The following is a 26284-nucleotide window of genomic DNA, read 5'->3' on the forward strand; positions in this document are numbered from 1 at the left end:
CTGGGGCGCGCATTTGATCCAAAGGGGTTCGCCCATGTCCAAACACAACCGCAACTTCGAGCTGACGATCAGCGATATCGACCTGATCGAGGCAGCGCTACATGTGACCAAACGCGATCTGTCGATGGATGCGCTGAATGACACCGCATCGATGCTGCCCGCCGATGCCGCCAAAGACAGCCTGCGCCGGATCGACGATCTGCTGGGCCGTCTGCACAACCAGAAAATCTTTTATCGCCCCGCCAAGGGCACCTATCTGGGGGGCTGAGGATGACGGCTCCGATGTATCTGGAAACGCCTCAAGGGCGGCGGCTGGCCTATCACAGGACCGAAGGCACAGGCCCCTGCGTGGTGTTTCTGGGCGGTCTGAAATCCGACATGATGGGCACCAAGGCGGTGTTCCTTGAAGACTGGGCCAAACGCGAGGGGCGGGCGTTCTTGCGGTTCGATTACTCGGGTCACGGGGAATCTTCTGGCGCGTTCACGGAGGGCTGCATTGGCGATTGGGCCGAAGACACATTGGCCGCGGTAGAGGCGTTGACCGAGGGCCCGATCCTGCCGGTGGGGTCGTCTATGGGCGGCTGGCAATCTCTGCTGCTGGTGCGCGCGCTGCCCGCGCGGATCGCGGGGCTGGTGACCATCGCCGCGGCTCCTGATTTTACCGAAGACGGCTATTGGGCCAGCTTCACCGAGGCGCAGAAAAAGACTTTGGCCGAGACGGGTCAGGTCGAACTGCCGTCCGATTATATGGAGCCTTACATCATCACGCGCCGGATGATCGAGGACGGGCGCAAGCAGCTGGTGCTGCGCGATCCGCTGCATCTGCCGTTCCCGACGCGCTTTCTGCAAGGCACCGCAGACACCGCTGTCAGCGTTGCCACAGCCGTGCGGCTGCTGGAACATGCGCAGGGGCCGGACATGCAGTTGCAACTGGTCAAGGATGCGGACCACCGCTTTTCCGACGACCGCTGTCTGGAACTGCTGATCCAAGCGGTAGATGAGGTCTCTGCCACGTCCTGAGCATAAGGGGCTTTGCCATGCGTAAACCGGCCAGCATGTGGAGCCTTGAAACCTTTGGGCGGGTCCGGCTGTCGCGGCATTTCTTTATGCGCGATTTCATGTACTCAGAGATTTCTGGGTTTCACGGGCAGCCTAATATCCCCGACAATCCCGATCTTGCCATCGAAAACGGACGGGCCTTCTGCACGACCCTGCTGGACCCGCTAGAGGAAACCTTTGGCCGCATCGCCGTGCGGTCGGGGTATCGGTCGGCGGCGCTGAATGCCTATGGCAACCGGCACAAGCTGAATTGCGCGGCCAATGACAACCCGATCGAATGTCACATCTGGGACCGTGGCACGGGGGCGGGGGCGATTGCGGGGGCGACCATCGTGATCCCGTGGTTTGCCGACCAGTATGATCAGGGGCGCGACTGGCGTGATCTGGCATGGTGGGTGCATGACCATCTGCCCTACTCCGAGATGTGGTTCTTTCCCAAGCTCGCCGCCTTCAACCTGACGTGGAGACCGCAGCCGCTGCGCAGCATCTCAAGCTATATCGCGCCGCGCGGGATGCTGTTGCGCGGCGGGAAGTCGCCGTCGGAGCCCCTAGCACAGCGCCGTGCGCGCTATGGCGATTTTCCGCCCTTGCGTGGCATCGCCTATCCGTGATGAGGTGCGGCGCAGCAGCAGTGTCCCGAAGTGACGCGAATTTATGACTAGTGACAGGGACATACATGGCTGACCCTCTTGTTCTTCTGCCGGGCCTCATGTCTGACGCGCGGGTGTTCTGGCCGCAGATCGCCGAGCTGTCGGCGAAAACCGCGGTGACTGTCGCCCCGATTACCCAAGGCGAGCGGATCGAGGAAATCGCCTCTGGTCTGCTGGACCAGTTGCCCAAGCGTTTCGCGCTGGCGGGGTTGGGGTTGGGCGGTGCTGTCGCGCTTGAGATTTTGCGCCGTGCGCCGGATCGGTTGACGCGGTTGGCGTTGATCGATGCCAGCCCGCTGGCCGAAACGCCGCAGAGTGCTGCCGCGCGCGAGATGTTGATCGTCAAGGTCAAGTCGGGGCGGCTGGCCGATGCCATGCGCGAAGAGCTGAACCCCGTCTGGCTCGCCCCCGGTCCGGACCGCGCGGCGATTTTGGAGATTGCGCTGGATATGGCCGACACGCTGGGGCCGGAAGTCTATGTGCGCCAAGCCCGCGCCTTGCAACGGGCCCGCGACCAGCAGGCGGTATTGCGCAAGTGCAAGGTGCCGACGTTGGTGATGTGTGGCGAGGTGGGCAGGCTCAACCCCGTCAAGCGCCATAGTTTCATGGCTGAACTGCTGCCTTATGCGATTTTGCGCGTGATCGAGGGGGCAGGGCATCTGCCTACGCTGGAACAGCCCGAAGCCACGACAGCCGCGATCAAGGAATGGTTGAAGATGCCCCTGACCCCTGCGTGATCGGGGCGGGTCAAGTGCGGGTTAGCGCAGCGCCTCGGTGATCGCCTTGCGCTGGTCACGCGGGACGATGTGCACGGGGCGTTTGGGCGTTGCTGTGTCCGGATCGATAAAGGGGTTCACCTTCCAGCGGCCTGTCACCTTGGCCCCGGCCGCCCGCGACAGCGCCCCCCAGATCAACCGTGGCAGCCCTTCGTTCCGCAGCTTGCCCGAGGGCGTCGGGATATAGCCGGTGCCGACGATCGGCCCAAGCGGGGCAGGGTCGGACAGGGTGCGGGTCATGATGCTGGCAAAGGCGAGCTTGGGCTTGCGCAGCGTGTTGAACATCGGCGTGCCACAGCAAGAGGCATACCAGCGCAGCAGATTTGTCTCCCCGAAGGAAAACACCGACAATTTGTCGAAACCCTGATCGAAGTGGAATCTGTCGGGGGTGGTCTGGAACAGTTGGATCGCCCGTGGCGCGGGGTCGGGCTGGTCGAGGTAGACCTCCGCCGCGCGGCAATCGATGCAGTGGCATTGGGCGTGGCTGCCGCGCGAGGGTGTCACGCCGCGCAGGGCCCCTTTGACCGTGCCGCAGGCACAGGCAAAGGGCAGGTCACGCGGCGCGGCGGGCATTATGCCGTCGACTTCTGTGCGGGGATCGAGGTTTTACCCGCGCTGGCCGGGGCCGCAGGGGCCTTGGGGGCTGTCGCCTTGGCCGTGCGCTGGTTGTCGTCGATGAACTTCAGCACCAGCGGGCGGATATTCTCGCGCCAGCTTTTGCCGGCAAAAATCCCGTAGTGCCCTGCGCCGTCTTCAAGGTGGCTTGCCTTTTTGTCGTCGGGCAGGCCGGTGCAGAGGTTCAGCGCCGCGATACATTGACCGGGGGCCGAGATATCGTCCTTGGTGCCCTCGACCGTTTTGACGGCGACATCGGTGATCTTGCCGATGTCCACGGGCTGACCCTTGATCGAGAAGCTGTTGGTGCCGATCTCGTTATCCTTGAAGATCCGCTGCACGGTGGAGAGGTAGAATTCAGCGGGCATGTCCATCACGGCGAGGTATTCGTCGTAGAACTTGTTGTGTTTGTCGTGGTCGCCCGCCACCCCTTGTGCGACGCGCATGATCTGGTCGCGGAAGGCCTTGGCATGGGTTTCGGCGTTCATCGTGATAAAGGAATTCAGCTGCAGCAGACCGGGATAGACCTTGCGGCCGACGCCTTGGTGCTGGAAGCCGACCTGCTGGATCATCATCTCTTGCAGCTGGTTCATGTTCACGCGGTGGCCGAAATCCGTCACCTCTGTCGGGCTGGCCGCGGTGTCGATGGGGCCGCCGATCAATGTAAGCGAGCTTGGCTGCGCCTTGGGGTCCTGTTCCGCCAGATAGGCGGTCGCGGCGAGGGTCAGCGGGGCGGGTTGGCACACGGCGATTACATGCACGTCGGGGCCCAGATGGCGCATATAGTCAACGAGCCGCAGGGTATAATCCTCTACGTCGAACTTGCCGGCGCTGACGGGGATGTCGCGGGCGTTGTGCCAGTCGGTGATATAAAGGTCCGCGTCAGGGATCAGGCTGATGACGGTCGACCGCAGCAGCGTCGCATAGTGGCCCGACATGGGCGCGACCAGCAGGATCTTGCGCTTGGGCGCATCGCGGCCCTGTACGACGAAATGCACCAGATCGCCAAAGGCACCTTCGAGCTCTTTCTCGATCAGGACGGGATGGTCCGCACCATCGACGCCAACGGCGGGGGGGATATCCCAATCAGGTTTGACCACCATGCGCGAAAAGCTGCGTTCGGTCACTTCGCCCCATGCGGCCATCCAGTTCAACGCAGGGTTCGGGATGGCGGCAAAAGCGGGATACGATGCCATCGCCAACGCTGTGGCACCCAGCCACTGGTTGGTGTTTCTCATCGTTTCCATTAAATCGTAAGATGCCATATACTTCATGTAAGGGGTCTCCTGTTGGGGGCCTTGTGCCCGGCATCTTGTCAGACCCTCCCCCAAAGGTCGGCGCGATGCTGCAGGTGCAAACATAGGGAGGAACGGTTAGCATGACAATAAAAACAACCAAGACCGACGCAGAGAGCTCCAAGGCACAGGAACGTATGGAGGAAAACCTGCGTAAGGTCGAAGCGCTTGGCGCGCGGCTGTCGCAGATCATGGTCGGGCGGGACACGCATCAGGCGAGTTTGGACGGCCCGAATCAAGAGCTGTTTGCAAAGGCCGCCGCGTCCTATTGGACCGAAGCCGTACAGAACCCCGCCAAGATGATCGAACAGCAGGTATCCTACTGGAGCAAATCCGTCGGCCACTTTATGGAGGCGCAGCAGGCGCTGGCCAAAGGCAAGCTGGCCGCGCCGGAAGATACCTCGCCCGAGGATCGCCGCTTTGCCAACCCGCTGTGGAAATCGCACCCCTATTTCAACTTTGTCAAACAGCAGTACCAGATCAACGCAGAGGCCTTGGGTCAAGCGGTGGATCATGTGGCCGATCTGGCCCCGCATGAAAAGAAACGGCTGCAATACTTCAGCCGCCAGATCATCGACATGATGAGCCCGACCAATTTTCTGGCCACCAACCCCGATGCGCTGGAACGCGCTGTGGCGACCGAGGGCGAAAGCCTGATCCGCGGGCTGGAGAACCTGATTGCCGATCTGGAGGCGAATAACGGCGAGCTGATCGTGCGGCTGGCCGATGAAAGCGCGTTTGAACTGGGCCGCAACATCGCCACATCCCCCGGCAAGGTCGTCTATCGCAACAATCTGTTCGAGCTGATCCAATACAGCCCCAGCACCGAAAAGGTCGATGCCACGCCGATCGTGATCTTCCCGCCCTGGATCAATAAATTCTATATTCTTGATCTCAAGGCCCAGAACAGTCTGGTGAAATGGATCGTGGATCAGGGCTATACGCTGTTTATGGTGTCATGGGTCAATCCGGACCAAAGTCATCGTGACATCGGCATGGGCGACTATATCGAGGACGGGTTCCTGACCGCGATCCGCGAGGTCAAGGAGATCACCGCGCAGGAACAGGTGCACGCCGTGGGCTATTGCATCGCGGGGACCACGCTGTCGCTGACGCTGTCCTTGATGAAGCAGCGCGGCGATACATCCGTCAAATCCGCGACCTTCTTTACCGCGCTCACCGATTTCTCCGATCAGGGGGAGTTCCAGCCCTTCCTGACCGATGACTTTATCGACGGGATCGAGGCAGAGACCAAGGACAAGGGAATCCTGCCTTCGGTCATCATGGCGCGAACGTTCTCTTTCTTGCGTTCGAATGATCTGGTCTATGGGCCCGCGATCAAAAGCTACATGCTGGGCGACACGCCTCCGGCTTTTGATCTGCTGTATTGGAACGGCGACGGGGCGAACCTGCCGCAGCGCATGGCGATGGAGTATCTGCGCGGGCTTTGCCAACAGAACAAGCTGGTCGAGGGCGGCTTTGAACTGTTGGGTCATCGTCTGAAGCTGGAGGATATCGATGTGCCGCTCATCGCCATCGGCTGCGAGACCGACCACATCGCGCCGTGGAAAGACAGCTATCGCGGCGTGCGCATGATGGGCAGCGAGGACAAGACCTTTGTGATGACCCAATCTGGCCATATCGCGGGGATCGTGAACCCGCCGAGCAAAGGCAAATACGGCCACTACACAAACGACAACCTGTCGTTGGATCACGAGGACTGGCTGGAGGGGGCAAAGTTCCACGAAGGGTCGTGGTGGCCCCGCTGGGGCGCGTGGCTCGAGAATCGCTCTGACGGGAAAGTCGATGCCCGTATTCCGGGTGAAAAGGGCCGTGATACCTTGGGCGAAGCCCCGGGTACCTATGTGGTGCGCAAGGCAAGGGGCTGATCTGATTAGTCAATTTTTTATGGGGCGGTGGGCTGGAATGGCCTGATGCTGCATTGCAGAAAAAACTTGCAATGCCGCACCGCAGCATCTATCTATGGGGTAGTCATAACGTAGCGGTAGACGCCGCTTGACCCCAGAAGGAGAGTTTACCATGACGAAGACACCAGATTTCGCCGCGATGATGAAAGACATGATGGGTGCATTCCCAGTTGACACATCCGCAATGAACGACGCGTTTAAAACAACCGCGACACTGAACGAAAAGCTGTCCGGCGTAGCGCTGAACGCTGCCGAGAAATCCGCCGAGATTTCCAGCAAATGGACAAAAGACACTCTGGCAAAAATGTCCGAGATGTCGAAAGCCAAGCAAGAGCCAGCAGATTACGCCAAAGCAATGACCGAGTTCACCTCGGCCTCAGCTGAAGTCGCGTCCGAGCATATGGCCGCTTTCGCTGAAATCGCGAAAAAAGTTCAGATGGACACAGTCGAGCTGATGATGGCTGCGGGCAAAGACATGTCCGAAGAAGCAACAGCTGCTGTGAAAAAAGCGACATCCGACGCGACAGCCGCCACAAAGAAAGCCGCTGCGAAGTAATCGAACCGGCCTTTGGTTCAGGTAAAGATTGATCAGGGCAGACTTTGCGGTCTGCCCTTTTTTGTGGCACCTATCTTTTTCATTTAAGCTGCCCTAAGCTGCAATGCAGCATGCTATTTGGGAAGGATCTACCGTGACCGAAACAGTCAAGCCCCTGCTTATCAAACGATATGCCAGCCGCCGCCTGTATAATACCGAAACCAGTGACTATGTGACGCTGGATGATATCTCGGGGTTTATCCGCGACGGGCGCGAGGTGCAGATTGTGGACCTGAAATCAGGCGACGATCTGACCCGCCAGTATCTGCTGCAAATCATCGCCGAACATGAAAGCCGTGGTGAATCCGTGCTGCCCGTGGATGTGCTGAACGATCTTGTGCGCAGCTATATGTCCCCCGATGCGAGCGTTGTGCCGCAGTTCCTCAAGACATCGTTTGACATGCTGCGCGACGGTCAGGCGCGGGTGCTTGAGAACATGAACACGATCAACCCGATGGCGAAGATGCCCGGTTTCGAGGTCATGCAGGCCCAGCAAGAAGCGTTCATGAAGGCGATGACCGGCAATATGCCGACGCCTTGGAACGGCATGGGCAAGACCGATCAGCGCCCCGCCAGCGCCAAGGGCGATGACGCCGAAAGTCTGGATGCGATCAAACAACAACTGGCCGAGCTGCAGGAAAAACTCTCCAAGCTGAAGTGACGGCGATTGGCCCCCGTTTGAACGGTTAAAGCCCACCCGCTGACGGGTGGGCTTTGGTGTGTCTGCCGGATGCCTCCGGCGGGAGTTTATCTGGCAAAATGAAGCCTCAGGCCGCGGCGGATTTCGTCACCGTCGCCAGCGCCCCGAGCAGCACATTCACAATCGCGTCGAGCTCGGCTGGTTGCAGTTGCACGGGCAGGCGCACGTCGCAGGCGGTCATCAACATGGCGCGGGTCCGGGGCAGGTCGGGCAGGTCCTTGATGAACTGCCAGTTCCAGAAGGCGCGCGCGTTGTCGGTGCTTTGGCCGAAGACCTGAACCTTGACGCCGGCCTTGGCGCTGGCTTCGGCAAAGGCGCGGATGGCGGCATCGTCCAGCCCGACCAAATTGAACTGTATGGAATCCGGCGCGCGGGTTTCGGGGGGCAGCGGGGCGGGGACGTCGATCTGGGGGGCGGCGTTCAGCTTGGCCGCGACGTAGTCATGGTTGCGCAGCCCGTCGGCCACACGGCGGGGCAGTTCGGCCAGTTGGGCCCGCACCAGAACCGCTGACAGGTTGTTGAGACGCAGGTTATAAAGCGGCAGTTTGTTTTGCCAGCGCGCGCAGGCGTCCGCGATGCCGGGGTGTTTCTTCCAGTTGTGCTCATAGGCACCGGACATGATGATCGCACGGGCCACCAGATCGGCGTCGTCGGTGATCAGGATGCCGCCTTCGCCCGCGTTTACCATCTTGTAGGACTGGAAGGAAAAGCAGCCGATTTTGCCGATGGTGCCGATCTTGCGGTCGTGCCAGAGGGTGCCGAGTGAATGGGCCGCATCCTCGATCACCGGCACGTTTGCGGCATCGCACAGCTGCATGATCGCATCCATATCCGAGGTATGGCCCCGCATGTGGCTGATGATCACGGCGTGGACACCCGGCAGCTTGGCGGCGAAATCCGCCATATCGATCCGGTAGTTTTCCCCGACCTCGCAGAGCACCGGCGTATAATTGGCGTGGATCACGGCAGAGGGCACGGCCGCGAAGGTAAAGCCGGGGATCAGCACCTTGGCGTTTTGCGGCAGGTCCAGCGCCAGCAGTGACAGAAACAGCGCGGCAGAGCAGGACGACACCGCCAGCGCATAGCGGCTGCCCATCATCTGCGCAAACTCGGCCTCCAGCAGGGACACCGGCGCATCGGCGGCAGCGGTGTAGCGAAACAGATCGCCGCTTTGCAACAGCTGCTCTATCTCGGCGCGGGCTGTGTCGGGAATGGCTTCGGCGCTGTGCATGTCGGGCAGGGTCATATTTCAATATCCTGAATGTTTGTTTTCAGAATGGTAAAACAATGCGCCTATGGGACCAAGTCTTTTCCCCGTTCCGCTTCATGAATGTTTTGTGACTATATCCCCAGACGGTCGCGCAGGCTGAACCAGCTCATGGCGAGCGCGAGCAGCGGGCTGCGCAGCGCGCCGCCGCCAGGGAAGGTCGGCGTGGGCAGGGCGCTCATCGTGTCAAAGCCGTCGCCATCGCCCTGGATCGCACGGGCCATCAGCTGTCCTGCGTGGATCGCGGTGCCGACGCCGTGGCCGGAATAGCCCGAAGCCGACAGGATGTTCGGGGCCACGCGGGCCAGAAAGGGCAGCCGCTTCATGGTGATCGCCAGCGTGCCGCCCCAGGCATAGTCGATCCTGACGTCGCGCAGCGCAGGGAAAACCTGGCCCATGGGTTTGCGCGCCTTGGCGGCGAGGTCGCTGGGAAAGCGGTAGCCATAGCTTTCGCCGCCGCCGAACAGCAGCCGCCCATCATGGCTGAGCCGGAAATAATTCACCACGAATTTGCTATCGGCCACGGCGACATCCCGGGGCAGCACGTCTTTCACGCGGTCGCCCAAGGGTTCGGTGGCGACGATAAAGTTGTTGATCGGCATGACCTTGGCCGCGACCTTGCGGTTCAGCCCGCCCAAATAGCCGTTGCAGGCCAGGATCACATGGTCCGCCGTCACCCGCCCGCCGTCGGTCTGCACAGTGGCGGGGCTGCCTTCGGTGATCTGATGCACGGCGCTGCGTTCATAGATCTCGACCCCTGCCGCCTGCGCCGCCCGTGCCAGCCCGAGGGCGAGGTTGAGAGGATGCAGATGCGCGGCCCCCATATCCAGAATACCGCCGCGATAGGCGGGCGATGCACAGACGTTGCGCAGCGCGTCGCGGTCCAACACCTCTATCTGGTCGTAGCCATAGCGGTCCTGCAAGAAGCCGGCATAGGTGTGCAGATGCTCTACGTCACCGGCAGAACTGGCGGTCCAGGCGACGCCGGGCTTGAGGTGGCAATCGATGTCATGGGTCTTGATCAGGCTTTTGACAAGCGCTTTGGCGTCCTGACCCAGATCCCATAGTCGCGTTGCGGTGTCGCGTCCGACCATCTTTTCCAGCGTGTCCTGTTCGACGCGCTGACCACTCCCCAATTGCCCGCCATTGCGCCCCGAGGCCCCAAAGCCCACGCGCTGCGCCTCGACCAGCACGACGCGGCGACCGGCCTGTGCCAGATGCAGCGCAGCCGACAGGCCGGTATAGCCGCCCCCCACCACGCAGACATCCGCGCGCTGATCGCCCTTGAGCGTGGGGTAGGCATCGGTCGGGGTTGCGGTCGCGGCGTACCAGCTGTCTGGATAGCGCCCCGGCGCGTCGTTTGCGTAAAGCAGGTTCATTGCAGATCGGCCCCCTTGGCCGCTTCCAAATGGTCTTAAATCCTCGCCGAAGGCTCCCGCGGGTGCGGCGGGCCTAGACGTTCATCAACAGGTGCTCGCGTTCCCAGGGGGAAATCACATGCAGGAACTCTTCGTATTCCGCGCGTTTGACGATGGCGTAGACGCGGGCGAACTCGGGGCCCAACACCTCGTGCAGGGTCGTGGCCTCTTCAAACAGATCCAGCGCGGATCCCAGCACCTGCGGGATATCCCCGTCGCCGTCATAGGCGTCGCCCTTGAATTCGGCTTTGGGCTTTTTCTGTTCCATCAGGCCCAGATAGCCGCAGGCGAGCGAGGCGGCGATGCCGAGGTAGGGGTTGCAATCCATCCCGGCGAGGCGGTTCTCGACCCGGCGTGACGCGGGGCCGGAGAGGGGCACGCGGATGCCCGTGGTCCGGTTGTCGCGGCCCCATTCCAGATTGATCGGCGCGGCGTGGTCTTTGACGTAGCGCCGGTAGCTGTTCACATAGGGCGCAATGACGGCCAGCGCGTCGGGCATGTGGTTCTGCATGCCGGCGATAAAGTGGTAGAAGGCATCTGTCTCGCCCCCTTGCGGGCCGGAGAAGATGTTCTTGCCCGTCGTAGCATCCAGCACCGAATGGTGGATATGCATGGCGCTGCCGGGTTCGTTGGCGATGGGTTTCGCCATGAAGGTGGCGTAGCAATCGTGGCGCAGGGCGGCTTCGCGGATCAGACGCTTGAAATAGAATACCTCGTCGGCCAGCCGCACGGGGTCACCGTGGATCAGGTTGATCTCGAGCTGTCCCGCGCCGCCTTCCTGGGTGATACCGTCAATCTCGAACCCCTGCGCTTCGGCAAAGTCGTAGATGTCGTCGATCACGGGGCCGAATTCATCGACGGCGGTCATGGAATAGGCCTGACGCGCGGCGGCAGGGCGGCCGGAGCGGCCCATCATCGGTTTGATCTCATGCGCGGGGTCGAGGTTGCGCGCGACCAGAAAGAATTCCATTTCGGGGGCGACAACCGGCTCCCACCCTTGTGCGCGATAAAGATCGACAACGCGTTTGAGCACATTGCGCGGCGAATATTCGACCGGATTGCCGTCGCGGTCAAAGGCGTCGTGGATCACTTGCAGCGTCCAGTCGCCGGTCCAGGGGGCGGCGGTCGCGGTCGAGATATCGGGCCGCAGGATCATGTCTTTTTCGATGAACCCGTCGGCACCGGCGGCGTCGCCCCATTCACCGGTGATGGTCTGGTAGAAGATGCTGTCGGGCAGGTGGAAATATTCCTGCCGTGCGAATTTTGTGGCGGGCACCGCTTTGCCGCGTGCGATGCCGGGGAGGTCGGGGATGATACATTCAACTTCGTCGAGCCGCTTGCCCTCCAGATATTCGCGTGCTGCGGGGGGAAGCTCTTCAAGCCAGTCGGACATCATAATCTCTCTTTCTTGAGGAAATCTGCAATATGGTCGGCGATTTTTGCATTGTCGGTGGGGGCGTCCAGCAGGGCAGAGGCCGCCTGAAGCTGGTGATCGGGCACCACGCCCTTGCCGCGGGTGCGGATCAGCCCGTCGATAAAGTCTTGGGTGAATTCGGGGTGGGGCTGGATGGTCCAGATCTGATCATCATATAGCAGGGCCGCATTGGCGCAGAAGTCGGACGCGCCGACCACCTTGGCCCCTTCGGGCAGTTGGGTGACCTGATCCTGATGCCAGGCGTTCAGGGCCAGGGTCTCTCCGTCGATGGTGTATTCGGTGCGGCCCACGGACCAGCCGCCGGCGAATTTCTCGACCTTGCCGCCAAGGGCCTGTGCAACGATCTGGTGGCCAAAGCAGATGCCGACCAGCGGGCGGCCTGCTTCGCGGATGGCGCGGATCAGCTGTTCCAGCGGGGGGATCCAGTCGTGATCCTCGTAGGCACCGTGTTTCGATCCGGTGATCAGCCAGCCGTCCGCATCTACCGCCGAGGCGGGGAAGTCGCCATCGACCACGGACCAGATCTGGAAGTCGAACCCGTGCCCGCCCAGCAATTTGACGAACATATCGCCATAATCGCCAAGCGCGTCTTTCATATTGTCGGGGGAGTGGCCGGTTTGAAGGATACCGATTTTCATAGGGGGCATCTGATTACACCGTGTCCAGATAGATTTCGACCTGCTCTTGCGGGGTCAGTTCTTGCATATAATGCAGCTCTTGCCGTTTGGTGAGGATAAAGTTGCGCACCATTTCGGGGGCAAAGATACGCTTTACCTCGGCAGAGTTTTCAAAGGCGTCGATCGCGGATTTCCAGTCGCCGGGGATTTGCGGCAGGTCGGCGGCATAGGCGTTGCCGGTGATGGGGGCGGGGGGCTCTGCCCCGTCCTCGATGCCGTTCATCGCAGCACCCAGCACGGCGGCCAGCATGAGATAGGGGTTCACGTCGCCGCCCGACACACGGTGTTCGATCCGCCGCGCCTTGTGGCTGCCGGACGGGATACGGATGGAGGAGGTGCGGTTCTCGTAGGCCCAAGAGATCCCCGTGGGGGCGTGGGCACCGGGCACCATACGGTCAAAGCTGTTGGCATGGGGCGCAAAGACCAACGCGCAACCGGCCATGGCATTCATACAACCCGCCACAGCGTGACGCATGATCGCCGTGCCTTGGGGGCCGCCGTCGTCAAAGACATTGTTACCGTTCTTGTCGAGCACCGAGAAATGCGTGTGCAGGCCCGACCCGGGGTAATCCTCGTAGGGTTTCGCCATGAAGCTTGCGGCAAAGCCGTGGCGGCGGGCGAGGCCCTTGACCAGCATCTTGAACAGCCAGGCATCATCGGCGGCGCGCAGGGCGTCGTCGCAATGCATGAGGTTGATCTCGAACTGGCCCAGACCCGCTTCGGAAATGGCGGTATCGGCGGGGATGTCCATCTCTTCGCAGGCGTCATAAAGATCGGTGAAGAATTCATCGAACTGGTCCAGCGCGCGGATCGACAGGGTTTCGGCGGCTTTGCGGCGTTTGCCCGACCGTGGCGACAGCGGCACCTGCAGTTTGCGGCCCGAATCGTCGATCAGGAAAAACTCAAGCTCGACCGCGCAGACCGGCGTCAGCCCGCGATCCTTGTAGCGTTCGACCACCGCGCGCAGGGCATGGCGCGGGTCACCGCCATAGGGGCGCCCGTCCTCGTGGAACATCCAGATCGGCAGCAGGGCCGAGGGCGCATCAAGCCAGGGCATCGGCAGAAAGCCGCGTTCGGTCGGGTGCAGGATGCCATCGGCATCGCCGCTTTCAAACACCAGCGGGCTGTCGTCAATGTCTTCGCCCCAGATATCGAGGTTCAGCACCGACATGGGAAAGCGCGTACCGTCCTCTACCACCTTGTCGGCAAAGCGCGTGGGGATGCGCTTGCCGCGGGCCTGACCATTGAGGTCGGCGGCGGCCACACGGATTGTGCGGACCTGAGGATGTTTGCGGAGCCAGTTTTTCATATCACACCTTGCAAGCGGCGGGCATGAACGGCGTTCTTACAACGTGAAAACCGGGGGTAGCGCCCACGCGCTAAATAATTTGATCAAAAAACAGATACTACCGGATCAGATTTAGACGCAAGCGAATTTTCCGCACCGCAGCCTGAGGCACATGGCGGTTCAAACGGCGGTTGATCAGCCCGAAGATGGCAATGATCACCAGCGTCAGCAAAATGAAGTAGCCCGCCAAAATCGGGTAGGGGATAAACGGGTTAAACGTCTTGTCCGCGAAATAGCTGGCGTAATACAGTGCGTCCCCGCGTTGTTGCAGCGCCGGAAAACCGGTGAAAAACACCAGCGTTGTCGCATGAAACAGGAAGATCGCCTCGTTTGTATAGGCGGGCCATGCCAGCCGCAGCATGGTGGGCCAGACGATGCGCTTGAACCGCGACCAGCCGGAAATGCCGTAGGCATCGGCGGCTTCGGTGTCGCCCTTGGGGATGGATTGCAGCGCGCCATAGAAGATCTCGGCCGAGTAGGCAGAGGTGTTGAAGAATAGAACAATCAGCGCCCCAAGCCACGCAGAGGTGAACATATCAAAGAACGGGTGCACAGATTTTAGGCTAAGGAACAGGAAATAGCCAAAGAAGAACTGGATGAACAAGGGCGAGCCGCGGAACAGGAAGATAAACCATTCGGCCGGTTTGCGTAGCCAAGGGCTGGGGTGGGCCTTGGCCACGGCCAGCGCGGTCGCCAGCAGGAAGCCGCTGACCAGCGCGAAAAAACCGTAGTAGATGTTCCAGATCATGCCCGACCCGATCAGGGTGAACTGGTCACACAGCGTAAAGTCGCTGCGCGGCAGCAGCCGTTCGCCATAGCCAAGCGAGCGCAGCCCGTAGGATTGGATGGTTTCCCAACAGGTCATGCCGCTGCCTTTCGCTGTGCTTCGCCGCCGGCGGTGGCCTGACCCTTGGTCAGACGGCGCATCAGCCGGTCGAGCACGATTTCAGACACACGGGTAAAGCAGAGGTAGAACACCAGCAGCGCCAGAAAATACCACATGCGCCAGTCGGGATGGGGGTAATCGGTAAAGCGCGGGGTCTTGGCTCCGCCCAGATCACGCGCCCAATAAACGATGTCTTCGACGCCCAGCAGGAACAACAACGGGGTGGCCTTGATCAGCACCATCCACAGGTTCCCCAGACCGGGCAGCGCATAGACCCACATCTGCGGCACAAGGATACGCCAGAAGGTCTGGCGCGGGGTCATGCCATACGCCTCGCCGGTTTCGATCTGGGCGCGGGGCACAGCGCGCATCGCGCCATAAAGCACATTGGCGGCAAAGGCCCCGAAAACGATCGCAAAGGTCAGCACCGCGAGCGAAAAGCCATAGGCCTCGTGGACCCATTGGGCAGAGTTGCCAAGCGGCATCTTGGCGGCCTGACAGACGATAAAGTCGCTGCCCTGACGGATCGGCTGATCCCAGTCGGGGCATTTCACCTTGTGGCGCAGGTATTCGATGCCCTGATCCAGCGCGATGACGAAAAACAGGAAGAAGGCGATGTCGGGCACACCGCGCACAATGGCGATATAGGCGCGGCCCAGCCATGACAGCGGCGCAAAGGGCGACCGCGCGGCCATCGCGCCGCCAAAGCCAAAGGCAAGTGCTGCGGGGGCGGTGATGGCGAGCAGCAGCAAGACGGTGCCGAATGCACCATAAAAGGCCAAATGCTTGCCCGTGGTCAGGTAGCACGTCAGCCACGACAGGCCGGAAAGCGTTTCTGGGTCGGTGCAGGCAAAAATGGCGGAATGTCCCGGTGGTATGCGCCCTTTGGCGGGCGTCTGGATTTGGGTCTTTACTCAGATCGGCAGGCAGAGAAAAGGGGCGGCATCTGCGCCGCCCCGATCAAGATCAGAATGTATTGGCGTCTTCGCCGAACCATTTGATGATCAGCTTGTTCAGGCTGCCATCGTCCTTCATGGACTGGATCGCGGCGTCGAATTTCGCTTTCAGCTCTGTGTCGCTTTCGCGCAGGCCAAGGCCGATGCCGCCGCCCAGTGGCACGTCGTCACCGACGAAGACCATCTCGCCGCCGGATTCCTCGACCGTGGGGACCAGCGCGTCCTTGTCGGCGAAAACCGCATCCGCTTCGCCATTGTTCACGGCTGCGACGGTTTCATCATAGGTGGCGAATTCCAGCAGGGTGGCACCGGATTCAGCCACGTGACCGGCCTGGATCGTGCTGGTCTGTGCTGCAACAACACCGCCCATCACATCGGCATCCGCCGATTTCGCCGCATAGGCGGACGCCGCGGGCGGGAAGTAGTTCTGTGTGAAATCAATCACTTCTTCACGCTCGTCGGTGATGCTCATACCGGCGATGATGGTGTCGTAGTTGCCCGATGTCAGGTTCGGGATGATGCTGTCCCATTCGTTGGTGACCCATTCGCAGGTCAGCTCGGCACGGGCGCAAAGCTCGTCACCGACTTCGCGCTCAAAGCCGTCTACTTCGCCCGCGTCATTCAGGAAGTTATAGGGAGGGTAGGCCCCTTCGGTCCCCATGCGGATGGTTTTGCCGTGGGCGTCTGCCATGGCGAAACCGGTGCTGAGCGCCAGTGCGGCGGTTGCAAGAACGAGTGTTTTCATTTTTGAAGTCTCCCAGTTTATTGTTTTTAGGTGGTTTTACTCTGCGTGAGTGGCCGAGAGGAACCCGCGCAGACGTTCTGATTTAGGGGCGCCGAACAGGTCTTCGGGGGCCCCTTGTTCTTCGATCAAACCCTGATGCAGGAAAACGACGTGATCCGAGACATCGGCCGCCAGTTTCATATCATGGGTTACGATCATCATGGTCCGCCCTTCGGCGGCCAGATCCTTGATGACTTTGACGACCTCTTGCTCAAGCTCGGGGTCCAGCGCCGAGGTCGGTTCGTCGAATAGAAGTGCTTCGGGCTCCATACACAGCCCGCGTGCGATGGCGGCGCGCTGTTGCTGGCCGCCCGACAGTTGCGCTGGAAAGACATCGCATTTGTCGCCAATACCCACTTTGTCGAGATAGGCCCGCGCGGCGGCCTCAACCTCGGCACGGTCGCGGCGCAGGACGGTCAGCGGGGCCTCCATCACGTTTTGCAGGATCGTCATATGGGACCACAGGTTGAACTGTTGGAACACCATCGACAGGTTCGTGCGGATGCGCAGCACCTGTTTTGGATCGGCAGGGCGGCGGTGGTGGCCGGTGCCTTTCCAGGTGACGGCCTCGCCGTTGAAGCGCAGATCGCCCTCTTGGCTGTCTTCCAGCAGGTTGCAGCAGCGCAGCAGCGTCGATTTGCCGGAGCCGGACGACCCGATCAGCGAGATGACGTGCCCGCGCGGGGCCTTGACCGACACCCCCTTGAGCACCTCCAGAGGGCCATAAGCCTTGTGAAGATTGTTGATCTCAATAACGGGGGGCTGATCTGTCACTGTGCTGCCTTATTGTGCATTCCGCAGCAAGTTAAGGTGATTTCAAGGGGGATTTGCAATCCAGAACTTGGGTTTTGCCCAATAATTCAACGCTTGACCCCGCGTAAATTCACCGCCTGCGCGTAAACTAGTCTTTGTCTTCAATCTGCTTGCGCACGATGGCGCTGTCGGTGTCTGTGACCCCCAGCAAGTTGGCCACCAAACGCAGCAATGCGTTTTCCTCGTCAGAGCGGCTGCCATCGGCCAGCACGACCTCCCACAGGGCTTTGATCACGGCAAGGCGGTCGTCATAGGGGACGGCATCCTTGATCGCGCGGGTAAAGCGGACGGTATCGGGGGCTTCGGCCTCCAGCGCTTCGGCGTCTGCCCGCAGAGAGGCGGTGCCGTCAGCGTCCAGCGCATAGCGTTTCGCGATGATCTGGTCGATGCGCGCGCGCTCGGACGGGGCGTATTCATTATCCGACTTGGCGATGCGCACCAAAAGCGCGGTCAGCGCAAGGCGGGCATCCCCATCGGGAAGCTGGGCGGGATCAGGCTGGGTCAGCCGTTTGATGAATTCTGCGAACATGGGCGTGATATAGAGCGGTTGCGGCGCAAGGCCAAGGTCACAAAGCGTTCAGCGCTTTTTCGCGGGCGGCGGTCATGTCGGCGTCGCTGAGGCCAAGCGCGGTTTCAATCGCCAGCAGCTGGATCTCTTCGTCGTCGTCACGTGCGCCATCCGCAAGCGCCACAGACCACATCGCATCGCCAAGCGCCTTGCGGTCGTCATAGGCGACTTCCTCGCGCAGGATCTGGGCGAATTCGGGCGTACCGGGGGCGTGGCGTTCCAGCGCTTCGCAGGTGGCGCGCAGTTTCGCGGCCTCGATCGGTTTCAGGCCAAAGGTCTGGGCGAGGATGCGGTCGATCTGCCCCACTTCGGCAGCGCGGTAGGTGCGGTCGGCCAGCGCCACACGCACCAGCAACGCGCCAAGGGCAAGCTGGGGGGTCGGCTGTGGCAGCGGCTTGGGGTCCGGCTTGCGGCGGGGGAATAGACGTTCAAACATGGCAACTCTTTATCCTTGCGGGCACATGAGGCTAACCCGATTCCGCGCGCAGCGTTCCGTTTTTCCCATATTCGCAAAGGGGTGATGTATAAAAAGCGCAATGCCGCAGGGGCAGGCGGGGCGGGGGCGTCAGGGGGCCTGTCGGGGCCTTAGGCGTCATACCCTTCGACGATGACCAGATTCCCGTCAGAGACGGAGGACCGGATATCCTTGGCCGCCTGATACCCCTCGCTTTCATAGCAGGCCACCGCATCGGCCAGCGAGGCAAATTCGATCACCACGATGCGCGGGTGCGACGTGCCTTCGCGGATGTCGGGCGCGGCCCCACGCACCAGAAACTTCGCCCCGAAATCGGCAAAGGGCTTGGCGTTGGCGGCGCGGTATTTGTCGTAGACTTCGGCATCATGCACGTCGACGTTAGCGATCCAGTAACCTTTGGGCATCGGGGGCTCCTTATCGGGGTAGGGTTTTGAACTTGGCCGCCAGACGGGCCGCTTCTTCTTTCAGCCCAAAGGGCGGGTTCAGCACGAACATGCCTGACCCGACCATCCCGTGACCGGGGCGGGCAGGGGCAAAGCTGACCTCGTGACGCAGGGCCTCGGGGTGGGCCCCCATCAGCGCGCTGAGCATCGGTTGATGCGCTTTATTGGTCAAAATCGGATACCATAGCGCGATGATGCCGACGTTCCACGCGCGCGCCAGCTTGCCAATGTGGCGCGGGATATCGGCGTAGTCTGTCTTGATCTCGAAGCTGGGGTCGATCAGCATCAGGCCACGGCGCGGCGTGGGCGGGGTCAGGGCGAAAGCCATGTCGAACCCGTCGCGGTGGTGGCATTTGACGTCATAGGGCGACATCGCCAGATCAAGTGCGGCATGTTCGCCGGGGTGCAGTTCGGCCAGATGGATGCTGTCGCTGTCGCGCAGCAGCTTGGCCGCCAGCAGGGGCGAACCGGGGTAGGCGTCTGCGCCATGTTCACCGGTGATCTGGTCAAGCACCTGTGCGTAAGGATGCGCATCGTCGAACCAGCCGCGCACGCGGCCAATGCCCTGCGCCGCCTCGCCTGTTTTCAGCGCGGGCGTGTCTGACAGGTCATACAGCGCGCGCCCCGCATGGGTTTCCATATAGGACAGCGGTTTGTCCTTGCGGGTCAGATACCCCAACATCCACGCCAGCAGGCTGTGTTTGTGAACATCGGCCAGATTGCCGGCGTGGTAGATATGTTGGTAGCTGAGCATGCCGTTGGCCGCCTTTCGCGAGGGTCAGACCAGCCGCGACATTTCCTTGGCGGCGCGGATGAAATCCTTGAACAAGGGGTGCGGATCAAAGGGCTTGGATTTGAGTTCGGGGTGGAACTGCACACCGATGAACCACGGGTGATCGGACCATTCCACGATCTCCGGCAGCATGCCGTCGGGCGACATGCCCGAAAAGGTAAGACCCGCTTTTTCAAGCTGCTCGCGGTAGGCGGTATCGACCTCGTAGCGGTGGCGGTGACGTTCGTCGATGGACGTGGTGCCATAGACTTTGGCCACGTTCGACCCTTCTTTCAGCGTCGCGTCATAGGCGCCAAGGCGCATGGTGCCGCCTTTGTCGTCGTCGACCTTGCGTTCAACTTTATGGTTGCCCTGCACCCATTCCTTGAGGTGGTAGACCACGGGCTCGAACCGTTTCTTGCCGGTGGATTCGTGGTCGAATTCTTCCGAGCCTGCGGTTGTCAGACCGGCCACGTTGCGCGCGGCTTCGATCACGGCCATCTGCATGCCCAGACAGATCCCCAGATAGGGGACTTTCTGCTCGCGGGCATATTGCGCCGCCTTGATCTTGCCCTCGGTGCCGCGTTCGCCAAAGCCGCCGGGCACGAGGATTGCGTGGAACCCTTCGAGGTGGGCCGATACATCATCGCTTTGATCAAAGACCTCGGCATCGACCCAGTCGATCTTGACCTTGACGCGGTTGGCCATGCCCCCGTGAGTAAGCGCCTCGGCGATCGACTTATAGGCATCTTCCAACTGGGTATATTTGCCGACGATGGCGACGTTCACTTCGCCTTCGGGGTTGTGCACGCGGTCAGAGACATCGCGCCAGACCGACAGTTCGGGCTTGGGCGCGGGGGAAATATCGAAAGCATCCAGCACTGCCTGATCCAGACCCTGCGCATGATAGGCCAGCGGCGCGTCATAGATGGTTTTCAGGTCATAGGCCGCGACCACGGCTTCTTTGCGGACGTTACAGAACAGGGCGATTTTCTCGCGCTCTTTCTCGGGGATGGGGTGTTCGGAGCGGCAGACCAGAATATCCGGCGCGATCCCGATGCTTTGCAGTTCCTTGACGGAGTGTTGCGTCGGCTTGGTCTTCAGCTCGCCGCTGGCCGCGAGATAGGGCAGCAGGGTGAGGTGCATGAAGATACACTGGCCGCGTGGCTTGTCGTGGCTGAATTGGCGGATCGCTTCGAAGAAGGGCAGGCCTTCGATATCGCCGACGGTGCCGCCGATTTCGCACAGCATAAAGTCGACCTCGTCATCGCCGACGTGCAGGAAATCCTTGATCTCGTTGGTGACGTGGGGAATCACCTGAATGGTCTTGCCCAGATAGTCGCCGCGCCGCTCTTTCTCGAGCACGGTGGAATAGACCCGGCCCGAGCTGATCGAATCCGTCTTGCGCGCGGCCACGCCGGTAAAGCGTTCGTAGTGGCCCAGATCCAGATCGGTTTCGGCGCCATCGTCGGTGACGAAAACCTCGCCATGTTCAAAGGGCGACATCGTGCCGGGATCGACGTTCAGATAGGGGTCCAGTTTGCGCAGACGGACGGAGTATCCGCGCGCTTGCAACAAGGCCCCCAAGGCCGCAGAGGCAAGGCCTTTGCCAAGGCTGGAAACCACACCACCGGTGATGAAAATATAGCGTGCCATGTGATGAAGGCCCCCGTGAGTTCAGATTTGATGCGGCAAAAGCCAAGCAATTGAGCTGCGGAAAACCGCAGCATCACGGGACTTAAGCCTAACAGGATTCGGATGGAAAAAGCAAGGCCAAGCCGCAACATCCTGTTGCGTATCTTGGCCCAACCTCAAGCTGTTGTAGTGTCTGGATTAATCCGCAGTCGGTACTTGCGGTGTATTTTCCGCAGGTGTCGGTGGCAGCAGCGCGTCGGCATCGGGCAGCGCTGGTGCGTCACCCTGGTTCAGCGCGGGTGGCGTGCCGCCCAGACGATCGATAACCGAAGAACCGGCAGATTTTTCAGCCGCGATGATGGTCAGCGTGATCGAGGTCACGATAAAGGCCGCGGCCAGAACCCAGGTCAGTTTGCCCATGGCTGTGGCTGCCGAGCGACCGGAAACGGCTCCGCCGCCACCGCCGCCGCCCATGCCAAGGCCGCCCCCTTCGGACCGTTGCAGCAACACGACTGCAATCAGGCCAAGGGCCAGAATGAGATGGACAATCAGGACTACATTTTCCATGGGTACCTACGGCTCTGCGTTTTGGACTTTGGGCGTGTCTAGGCAAGTTTGCCTATGGGGGCAAGGGAGGATTGGCACCCGCGGTGCCGCTTGGGCGGAAAGCCCGTGTGAAAGCCGCCTCAGGTTTCCACATCGTCCACGTCTGCCTGACCGGATACCGCCCTGCGAAAGATGCTCCAGCTGAGGCCGATGCCCAACACAAAGCTCAGCGCGACAAGGCCGAGCCATAGGTTAAAGCTGCGGTTGTCCAGCCTTAGGATGCCCAGATCATAAAGCACCCAAAGGCTTGACCCCACCAGCGCCAGCACCAGCAGCATCCCCAGCCCGCCGATAGAGCGTAGCGTCGCGCGGAGATAGATCACGTAGCCGATGAACAGCAAAAGCCCCAGCAGCACCGCGATGGACAGGTTCATATGCCCGTATCGCTGCGCCCAGGTGACATAGTTATAGGGGGTCGGGTTAAAGGTCGCGGCCAGCAAGACAAAGGCGCAGGCCCAACGTATGATGAATCCCATCTGCGGTACTTCCTTCTTTGATCCGGCATGGAATATCGGTGCAGCCCAGGCAAAGTCTATGGCCCGTTGCGAAGTTTCACGGCCCCAAGCTGATAAATGCCCAGAAAAATGACGCGGCGGCGTTTTGGCTGCATTTTACAGTTTCGGTCCCCGACGGTCGTCGCTATACCTCCACGGGTTTGCACGGTTATTTGAACTGTTAAAGGAATATCTTCATGGCCAACGTCGTAGTCGTAGGCGCCCAATGGGGCGACGAAGGAAAAGGCAAAATCGTGGACTGGCTCAGCGAACGGGCCGATGTCATCGCGCGTTTTCAGGGCGGCCATAACGCGGGCCACACATTGGTCATCGACGGCAAGGTCTACAAGCTGCACGCGCTGCCTTCGGGCGTTGTCCGCGGCGGCAAGCTTTCGGTCATCGGTAACGGTGTTGTGCTGGACCCGTGGCACCTGCTGAAAGAGATCGAGACGATCCGCGCCCAAGGCGTAGAAATCACGCCGGAAACGCTGATGATCGCGGAAAACACACCTCTGATCATGCCCTACCACGGCGAGCTGGACCGCGCCCGCGAAGAGGCCGCGTCCAAGGGGACCAAAATCGGCACCACCGGTCGCGGCATCGGACCGTGCTACGAGGATAAAGTCGGCCGCCGCGCCATCCGCGTCGCCGATCTGGCCGATACAGCCACGCTTGAAGCCCGCGTCGACCGCGCGTTGCAGCACCATGATCCGCTGCGCAAGGGTCTGGGCGTCGAAGCCATCGACCGCGACGGGCTGGTTGAACTGCTGAAAGAGATCGCACCGAAGATCCTTGAATACGCAGCACCTGTCTGGAAGGTGATGAACGAAAAGCGCAAGGCCGGTAAGCGTATCCTGTTCGAAGGGGCGCAAGGCGCGCTGCTGGACATCGACTTTGGCACCTATCCTTTCGTCACCTCGTCGAACGTGATTGCGGGGCAGGCGGCAACAGGTGTCGGCATCGGACCGGGCGCGATCAACTATGTGCTGGGCATCGTCAAAGCCTATACCACCCGCGTGGGCGAAGGCCCGTTCCCGACCGAACTGCATGATGCGGACGGTCAGCGTTTGGGCGAGCGGGGCCATGAATTCGGCACCACCACCGGGCGTAAGCGTCGCTGTGGCTGGTTCGATGCGGCTTTGGTGCGCCAGACCTGCGCGACCAGCGGCGTCACCGGTATCTCGCTCACGAAACTGGACGTGCTGGACGGGTTTGAAACGCTCAAGATCTGCACCGGGTACGAGCTGGACGGGCAGCAGTTGGACTATCTGCCCACAGCGGCCGACCAGCAAGCCCGCTGCACCCCCATCTACGAGGAAATGCCCGGTTGGACCGAAAGCACCGAAGGCGCGCGTAGCTGGGCCGATCTGCCCGCGAACGCGATCAAATACGTGCGCCGCGTCGAAGAGCTGATCCAGTGCCCCGTGGCGCTGCTGTCCACCTCGCCAGAGCGGGAAGACACGATTCTGGTCACCGACCCCTTCGCCGATTGATCTGACACGCCGGGGCCCTTCGGGGCCCTTGGCACGTGATGAAAGGACGACACAATGGCCCTTGGATATAAAGCACGCCGCCGGTGGGCGCTGGTCATTCTGCTGATTGGGCTGCCGCTCTATATCATTGCGGCGGTGGTCACCGTGTCGCTGTTTGACCGGCCACCCTTCTGGATCGAACTGGTGATCTATATCGCGCTTGGAGTGGTCTGGGCGATCCCGTTCAAATCTGTGTTCAAGGGGATCGGTCAGGCTGACCCGAACGCGGATCACGACGCGGAATAACCCGTTTCGCCTGCACGTCTTAGAGCGTTTCACACCATCATTCTCGCATAAAAAAACGGCCCCCTCGGGGGCCGTTTTTCGTTTCGGTTGTCATGTTTTGCTCGCTTAGCCAGCGGCGCGTGCATCCGGCTGGAACCCGATCTGTTCGGAGGCCTTGAAGCGGCCACCTTCCAGCTTTTGCAGTTTGCCGGTGCGCAGCAGCTGACCGAAGGAGCGTAGACCTTCCTCGCGGCTGAAATCCTCTGCGCCGCCTTGGCGTACGGTGTTCATCAACTGCGGACGCGAGAAATCGTCCATGCCTTCGACAAAGGCCATATAGGCCGCGGCCGCCTCCAGAAGGTCGGGAAGCTGGGTCGCGCCCATTTCCTCGGCGAACTCGGCAAAGCCACCGGCTTGCGGCACCGGCGCGGGGGCCACTGCGGCCACGCGGCGGGGGCGTACGGGGGCCACATTGCGTGGCTGGTCCGTGTCGATCCGCTGTGCCGCTACCAGTTTCAGCGGGGCAGGGCGCGGTTCGGCGGGGCGTTCGGTGCGGGCCGTGGTGGACGCGGGGCGGCGCGGTTTGACCACCTCGGCCAGATCGCTGCGGTAGGCGTTGTTTTCGCGTTCCGCAGCATCGGGCGCACCAAGGGCCATATCGGCCTTTTTCGCGGCCACGGCGGCGCGCAGATGGGTGATCGCGTCGCGGCGTGTAGCGGCTTCGGGTTCGTCCATCTGGTTGTCGGTTTCCGCCAGCAGACGGTTCATATCCGGGCCGCTGTCCGCGTCGAGCGTTGGCAGGCTGCGGCGTTGCGGGGCGGCTTTGGGGGCTTCGGCTTCGGGCTCTGCCGCGGTTTCGGCTTGGACCTCGGCCTGTACCTCTTCGGCGTCATCCTCGGAAACATCAATGTCGACGGTTTCTTCCTGGGCCGTGTCTTCCTGCGAGGCTTCCTCGGCGGTCTCTTCCTCGGGCGCGTCGTCCTCATCGGCGACAGCTTCTTCGGCGTCCTCGGGCGCGTCGGTCAGCGTATCGGCAGCGGCGGAGGACAATGTTGCCTCAAGCTCGGCCAGCTCGCGGGCCAGATCTTCTTCATCCTCGTCAGAAAGCGTCGATTCGGGGTCGCGCTGGATACGCAGGGTGGGCTTCTCAGGCTCTTCCAGAACCGCAGGCGCGTCTTCTTCGACCTCTTCCAGCTCGCCTTCGGCGATGGCACGGTCGATGTCGGCGCGTTTGACCTTGAGCACACGACCACGGGGCGCTGTGTCTTCTTCGGCTTCACCGATTTCGTCAGCGTCAACCTGCGCGGCGTCAGCTTCTGCCACTTCATCAGCCGCAACGTCTTCGTGCTGTTCTTCACTCTCTTGTGCGGCGGTAACGTCTTCTTCAGCTTCGAGGTCGGAGGATTGTGCGATGTCTTCGACCGTATCGTCGGCGTCCAGCGCGCCCTGGATGTCGTTGATCGCGTTCGCGATGACATCGTCGGTGCTGTCTTCTGCGTCGGTTGTGTCCTCGTCGTCAAAGACCTGAGGCTGCGGTGCGGCGGGGGCGTCCTGATTGGCGACCACGGCGCGGATGCGCTGCAGTTTGGCCGCGATGCTATCAACGACAGGGGCCGCAACGGGCTGGATTTCGGCGTCTTGGTCGTCGACGGTCACCTCGTTGCGCGGGCTGTCGGCGAAAAACGCTTCGACATCTTCGTCGGGTTGGCCGGGGACGATATCCACCTCGGGGGCGGGGGCCGCAGATGCAGGGGCCGCTTCGGCTTGCGTGGCTTCGGGCTTTGGCGCGGCAACTTCACGGCTGACCACCTCGTCGCGCGGTGCAGCGGCTTCGGCCTGAGGCGCGGGTGCGGCCTCTGCCTCGGCAGATTTCAGCGCGTTGATGCGGTAGGCGTCATAATAGGCAGAGATTTCCTTGGGCCGGCGCGGCGCGAAGGAGGTCGACACCACGGACGGACCGGCAGCGGTGCTGCTGACCTGCGGCTGCGGCGCGGCAGGAGCCTTGGGTGTTTCGGCTGCTTCGCGCACCGGGGCGGGCTGCGCTGGCGCTGCGGGTTGTTCCGGGGTCTGCGCGCTCAGGACGATCTGACCGTCCTGCTGGCGCGCTTCGACGCGGCGCGAGATTTCTTTCTGGGCGATATGGGCCAGCATCTCCGCATCGGGCTGTGCGGGTTCCGCACCGAAATACCGATCCTCCGACGACAGGTCGCGGAAATACTCTGCGATGGCCTTCATGGTGCCGAATGAATCGTCAAAGCCTTCCAACGTGCACGAGAAAGTGCCGTATGAGACCGTCAGAATTTTGTTGTTATTCATCATCGGATGGTCGTCC

The 26284-nt window shown here is 61.4% G+C and carries 28 protein-coding genes; 9 read left to right on the forward strand and 19 right to left on the reverse strand.

The genetic code is table 11. The features are described 5' to 3' along the window. Positions 1–34 precede the first annotated feature (34 nt). The 4 genes from ABM428_RS06750 to ABM428_RS06765 all read left to right on the forward strand — a co-directional run bounded on the left by ABM428_RS06750 (position 35) and on the right by ABM428_RS06765 (position 2446). A complete protein-coding gene (locus ABM428_RS06750; protein WP_005852428.1) occupies positions 35–268 on the forward strand; it encodes a hypothetical protein in 234 nt (77 codons plus the stop codon). A 2-nt stretch (positions 269–270) separates the two neighbouring features. After that, a complete protein-coding gene (locus tag ABM428_RS06755) occupies positions 271–1020 on the forward strand; it encodes an alpha/beta hydrolase (RefSeq protein WP_353628318.1) in 750 nt (249 codons plus the stop codon). 35 nt (positions 1021–1055) lie between these two features. Further along, the gene (locus tag ABM428_RS06760; protein ID WP_353628338.1) at positions 1056–1670 is read left to right on the forward strand and encodes a hypothetical protein; all 615 of its coding nucleotides are present in this window, start codon (positions 1056–1058) and stop codon (positions 1668–1670) included. Between the two features lie 65 nt (positions 1671–1735). Beyond that, the gene (locus ABM428_RS06765) at positions 1736–2446 is read left to right on the forward strand and encodes an alpha/beta fold hydrolase (RefSeq protein ID WP_037943831.1); all 711 of its coding nucleotides are present in this window, start codon (positions 1736–1738) and stop codon (positions 2444–2446) included. A 21-nt stretch (positions 2447–2467) separates the two neighbouring features. Here the strand turns inward: ABM428_RS06765 and ABM428_RS06770 are convergent, their stop codons facing one another. Both ABM428_RS06770 and phaZ read right to left on the reverse strand, forming a co-directional pair. Beyond that, positions 2468–3058: a DUF6151 family protein gene (locus tag ABM428_RS06770; RefSeq protein ID WP_340289102.1), complete on the reverse strand. Its 591-nt coding sequence runs from the start codon at positions 3056–3058 to the stop codon at positions 2468–2470. Further along, the gene (phaZ, locus tag ABM428_RS06775; protein WP_064217447.1) at positions 3058–4374 is read right to left on the reverse strand and encodes a polyhydroxyalkanoate depolymerase; all 1317 of its coding nucleotides are present in this window, start codon (positions 4372–4374) and stop codon (positions 3058–3060) included. Before phaZ ends, ABM428_RS06770 begins: the two co-directional genes overlap by 1 nt. A gap of 104 nt (positions 4375–4478) precedes the next feature. Between phaZ and ABM428_RS06780 the strand changes: the two genes are divergently transcribed. The 3 genes from ABM428_RS06780 (at position 4479) to phaR (ending at position 7579) form a co-directional block, all read left to right on the forward strand. Beyond that, positions 4479–6284, forward strand: a complete 1806-nt coding sequence (locus tag ABM428_RS06780; RefSeq protein WP_132996871.1) for an alpha/beta hydrolase — start codon at positions 4479–4481, stop codon at positions 6282–6284. Positions 6285–6435: 151 nt separating this feature from the next. After that, on the forward strand, positions 6436–6879 hold the full coding sequence (locus ABM428_RS06785) for a phasin family protein (RefSeq protein WP_005852437.1): 444 nt from the start codon (positions 6436–6438) through the stop codon (positions 6877–6879). Positions 6880–7012: 133 nt separating this feature from the next. Beyond that, a complete protein-coding gene (gene phaR, locus ABM428_RS06790; protein WP_005852439.1) occupies positions 7013–7579 on the forward strand; it encodes a polyhydroxyalkanoate synthesis repressor PhaR in 567 nt (188 codons plus the stop codon). 106 nt (positions 7580–7685) lie between these two features. Here the strand turns inward: phaR and ABM428_RS06795 are convergent, their stop codons facing one another. The 16 genes from ABM428_RS06795 to ABM428_RS06870 form a co-directional block, all read right to left on the reverse strand. Then, entirely contained in the window at positions 7686–8864 is a 1179-nt protein-coding gene (locus ABM428_RS06795; RefSeq protein WP_132996870.1) for a DegT/DnrJ/EryC1/StrS aminotransferase family protein, read from the reverse strand. A 95-nt stretch (positions 8865–8959) separates the two neighbouring features. Beyond that, positions 8960–10264 carry an FAD-binding oxidoreductase gene (locus ABM428_RS06800; RefSeq protein WP_132996869.1) on the reverse strand — a complete coding sequence of 435 codons (1305 nt, stop codon included), beginning with the start codon at positions 10262–10264 and terminating at the stop codon, positions 8960–8962. 73 nt (positions 10265–10337) lie between these two features. Next, positions 10338–11696, reverse strand: a complete 1359-nt coding sequence (locus tag ABM428_RS06805) for a glutamine synthetase family protein (RefSeq protein ID WP_037944976.1) — start codon at positions 11694–11696, stop codon at positions 10338–10340. After that, complete coding sequence (locus tag ABM428_RS06810; protein ID WP_132996868.1) at positions 11696–12376, reverse strand: type 1 glutamine amidotransferase; 681 nt, start codon at positions 12374–12376, stop codon at positions 11696–11698. The genes ABM428_RS06805 and ABM428_RS06810 overlap by 1 nt, the downstream gene beginning before the upstream one ends. 13 nt (positions 12377–12389) lie before the next feature. Continuing rightward, positions 12390–13724: a glutamine synthetase family protein gene (locus tag ABM428_RS06815; protein WP_005852447.1), complete on the reverse strand. Its 1335-nt coding sequence runs from the start codon at positions 13722–13724 to the stop codon at positions 12390–12392. Between the two features lie 97 nt (positions 13725–13821). Beyond that, a complete protein-coding gene (locus ABM428_RS06820; protein ID WP_037943841.1) occupies positions 13822–14628 on the reverse strand; it encodes an ABC transporter permease in 807 nt (268 codons plus the stop codon). After that, on the reverse strand, positions 14625–15506 hold the full coding sequence (locus ABM428_RS06825) for an ABC transporter permease (RefSeq protein ID WP_081781238.1): 882 nt from the start codon (positions 15504–15506) through the stop codon (positions 14625–14627). The genes ABM428_RS06820 and ABM428_RS06825 overlap by 4 nt, the downstream gene beginning before the upstream one ends. A gap of 109 nt (positions 15507–15615) precedes the next feature. After that, positions 15616–16350, reverse strand: a complete 735-nt coding sequence (locus tag ABM428_RS06830) for a transporter substrate-binding domain-containing protein (RefSeq protein WP_005852453.1) — start codon at positions 16348–16350, stop codon at positions 15616–15618. A gap of 36 nt (positions 16351–16386) precedes the next feature. After that, positions 16387–17163 (reverse strand): ABC transporter ATP-binding protein, encoded by a 777-nt coding sequence (locus ABM428_RS06835; protein ID WP_005852455.1) that lies wholly within the window; start codon positions 17161–17163, stop codon positions 16387–16389. A 127-nt stretch (positions 17164–17290) separates the two neighbouring features. Beyond that, positions 17291–17731 carry a TerB family tellurite resistance protein gene (locus tag ABM428_RS06840; protein ID WP_005852457.1) on the reverse strand — a complete coding sequence of 147 codons (441 nt, stop codon included), beginning with the start codon at positions 17729–17731 and terminating at the stop codon, positions 17291–17293. Between the two features lie 37 nt (positions 17732–17768). Next, entirely contained in the window at positions 17769–18206 is a 438-nt protein-coding gene (locus ABM428_RS06845; RefSeq protein ID WP_074635615.1) for a TerB family tellurite resistance protein, read from the reverse strand. A gap of 149 nt (positions 18207–18355) precedes the next feature. After that, entirely contained in the window at positions 18356–18649 is a 294-nt protein-coding gene (locus ABM428_RS06850) for a DUF1330 domain-containing protein (RefSeq protein WP_005852461.1), read from the reverse strand. A 10-nt stretch (positions 18650–18659) separates the two neighbouring features. Further along, the gene (gene rlmJ, locus ABM428_RS06855; RefSeq protein WP_288959902.1) at positions 18660–19442 is read right to left on the reverse strand and encodes a 23S rRNA (adenine(2030)-N(6))-methyltransferase RlmJ; all 783 of its coding nucleotides are present in this window, start codon (positions 19440–19442) and stop codon (positions 18660–18662) included. A gap of 24 nt (positions 19443–19466) precedes the next feature. Continuing rightward, a complete protein-coding gene (locus ABM428_RS06860) occupies positions 19467–21116 on the reverse strand; it encodes a CTP synthase (protein WP_005852465.1) in 1650 nt (549 codons plus the stop codon). Between the two features lie 177 nt (positions 21117–21293). Next, a complete protein-coding gene (secG, locus tag ABM428_RS06865) occupies positions 21294–21662 on the reverse strand; it encodes a preprotein translocase subunit SecG (RefSeq protein WP_037943847.1) in 369 nt (122 codons plus the stop codon). A 119-nt stretch (positions 21663–21781) separates the two neighbouring features. Next, on the reverse strand, positions 21782–22177 hold the full coding sequence (locus ABM428_RS06870) for a DUF6524 family protein (RefSeq protein WP_005852469.1): 396 nt from the start codon (positions 22175–22177) through the stop codon (positions 21782–21784). Positions 22178–22392: 215 nt separating this feature from the next. On the opposite strand from ABM428_RS06870, the gene ABM428_RS06875 reads away from it, so the two are divergent. Further along, the gene (locus ABM428_RS06875; RefSeq protein WP_353628319.1) at positions 22393–23688 is read left to right on the forward strand and encodes an adenylosuccinate synthase; all 1296 of its coding nucleotides are present in this window, start codon (positions 22393–22395) and stop codon (positions 23686–23688) included. A 54-nt stretch (positions 23689–23742) separates the two neighbouring features. Continuing rightward, complete coding sequence (locus ABM428_RS06880; protein WP_353628320.1) at positions 23743–23973, forward strand: DUF2842 domain-containing protein; 231 nt, start codon at positions 23743–23745, stop codon at positions 23971–23973. A gap of 105 nt (positions 23974–24078) precedes the next feature. Here ABM428_RS06880 and ABM428_RS06885 read toward each other — a convergent pair whose 3' ends face one another. Next, the gene (locus ABM428_RS06885) at positions 24079–26271 is read right to left on the reverse strand and encodes a hypothetical protein (protein WP_353628321.1); all 2193 of its coding nucleotides are present in this window, start codon (positions 26269–26271) and stop codon (positions 24079–24081) included. Positions 26272–26284: the final 13 nt, after the last annotated feature.

This window comes from Sulfitobacter sp. TCYB15 (assembly GCF_040435955.1).
Lineage (GTDB): Bacteria > Pseudomonadota > Alphaproteobacteria > Rhodobacterales > Rhodobacteraceae > Sulfitobacter > Sulfitobacter pontiacus.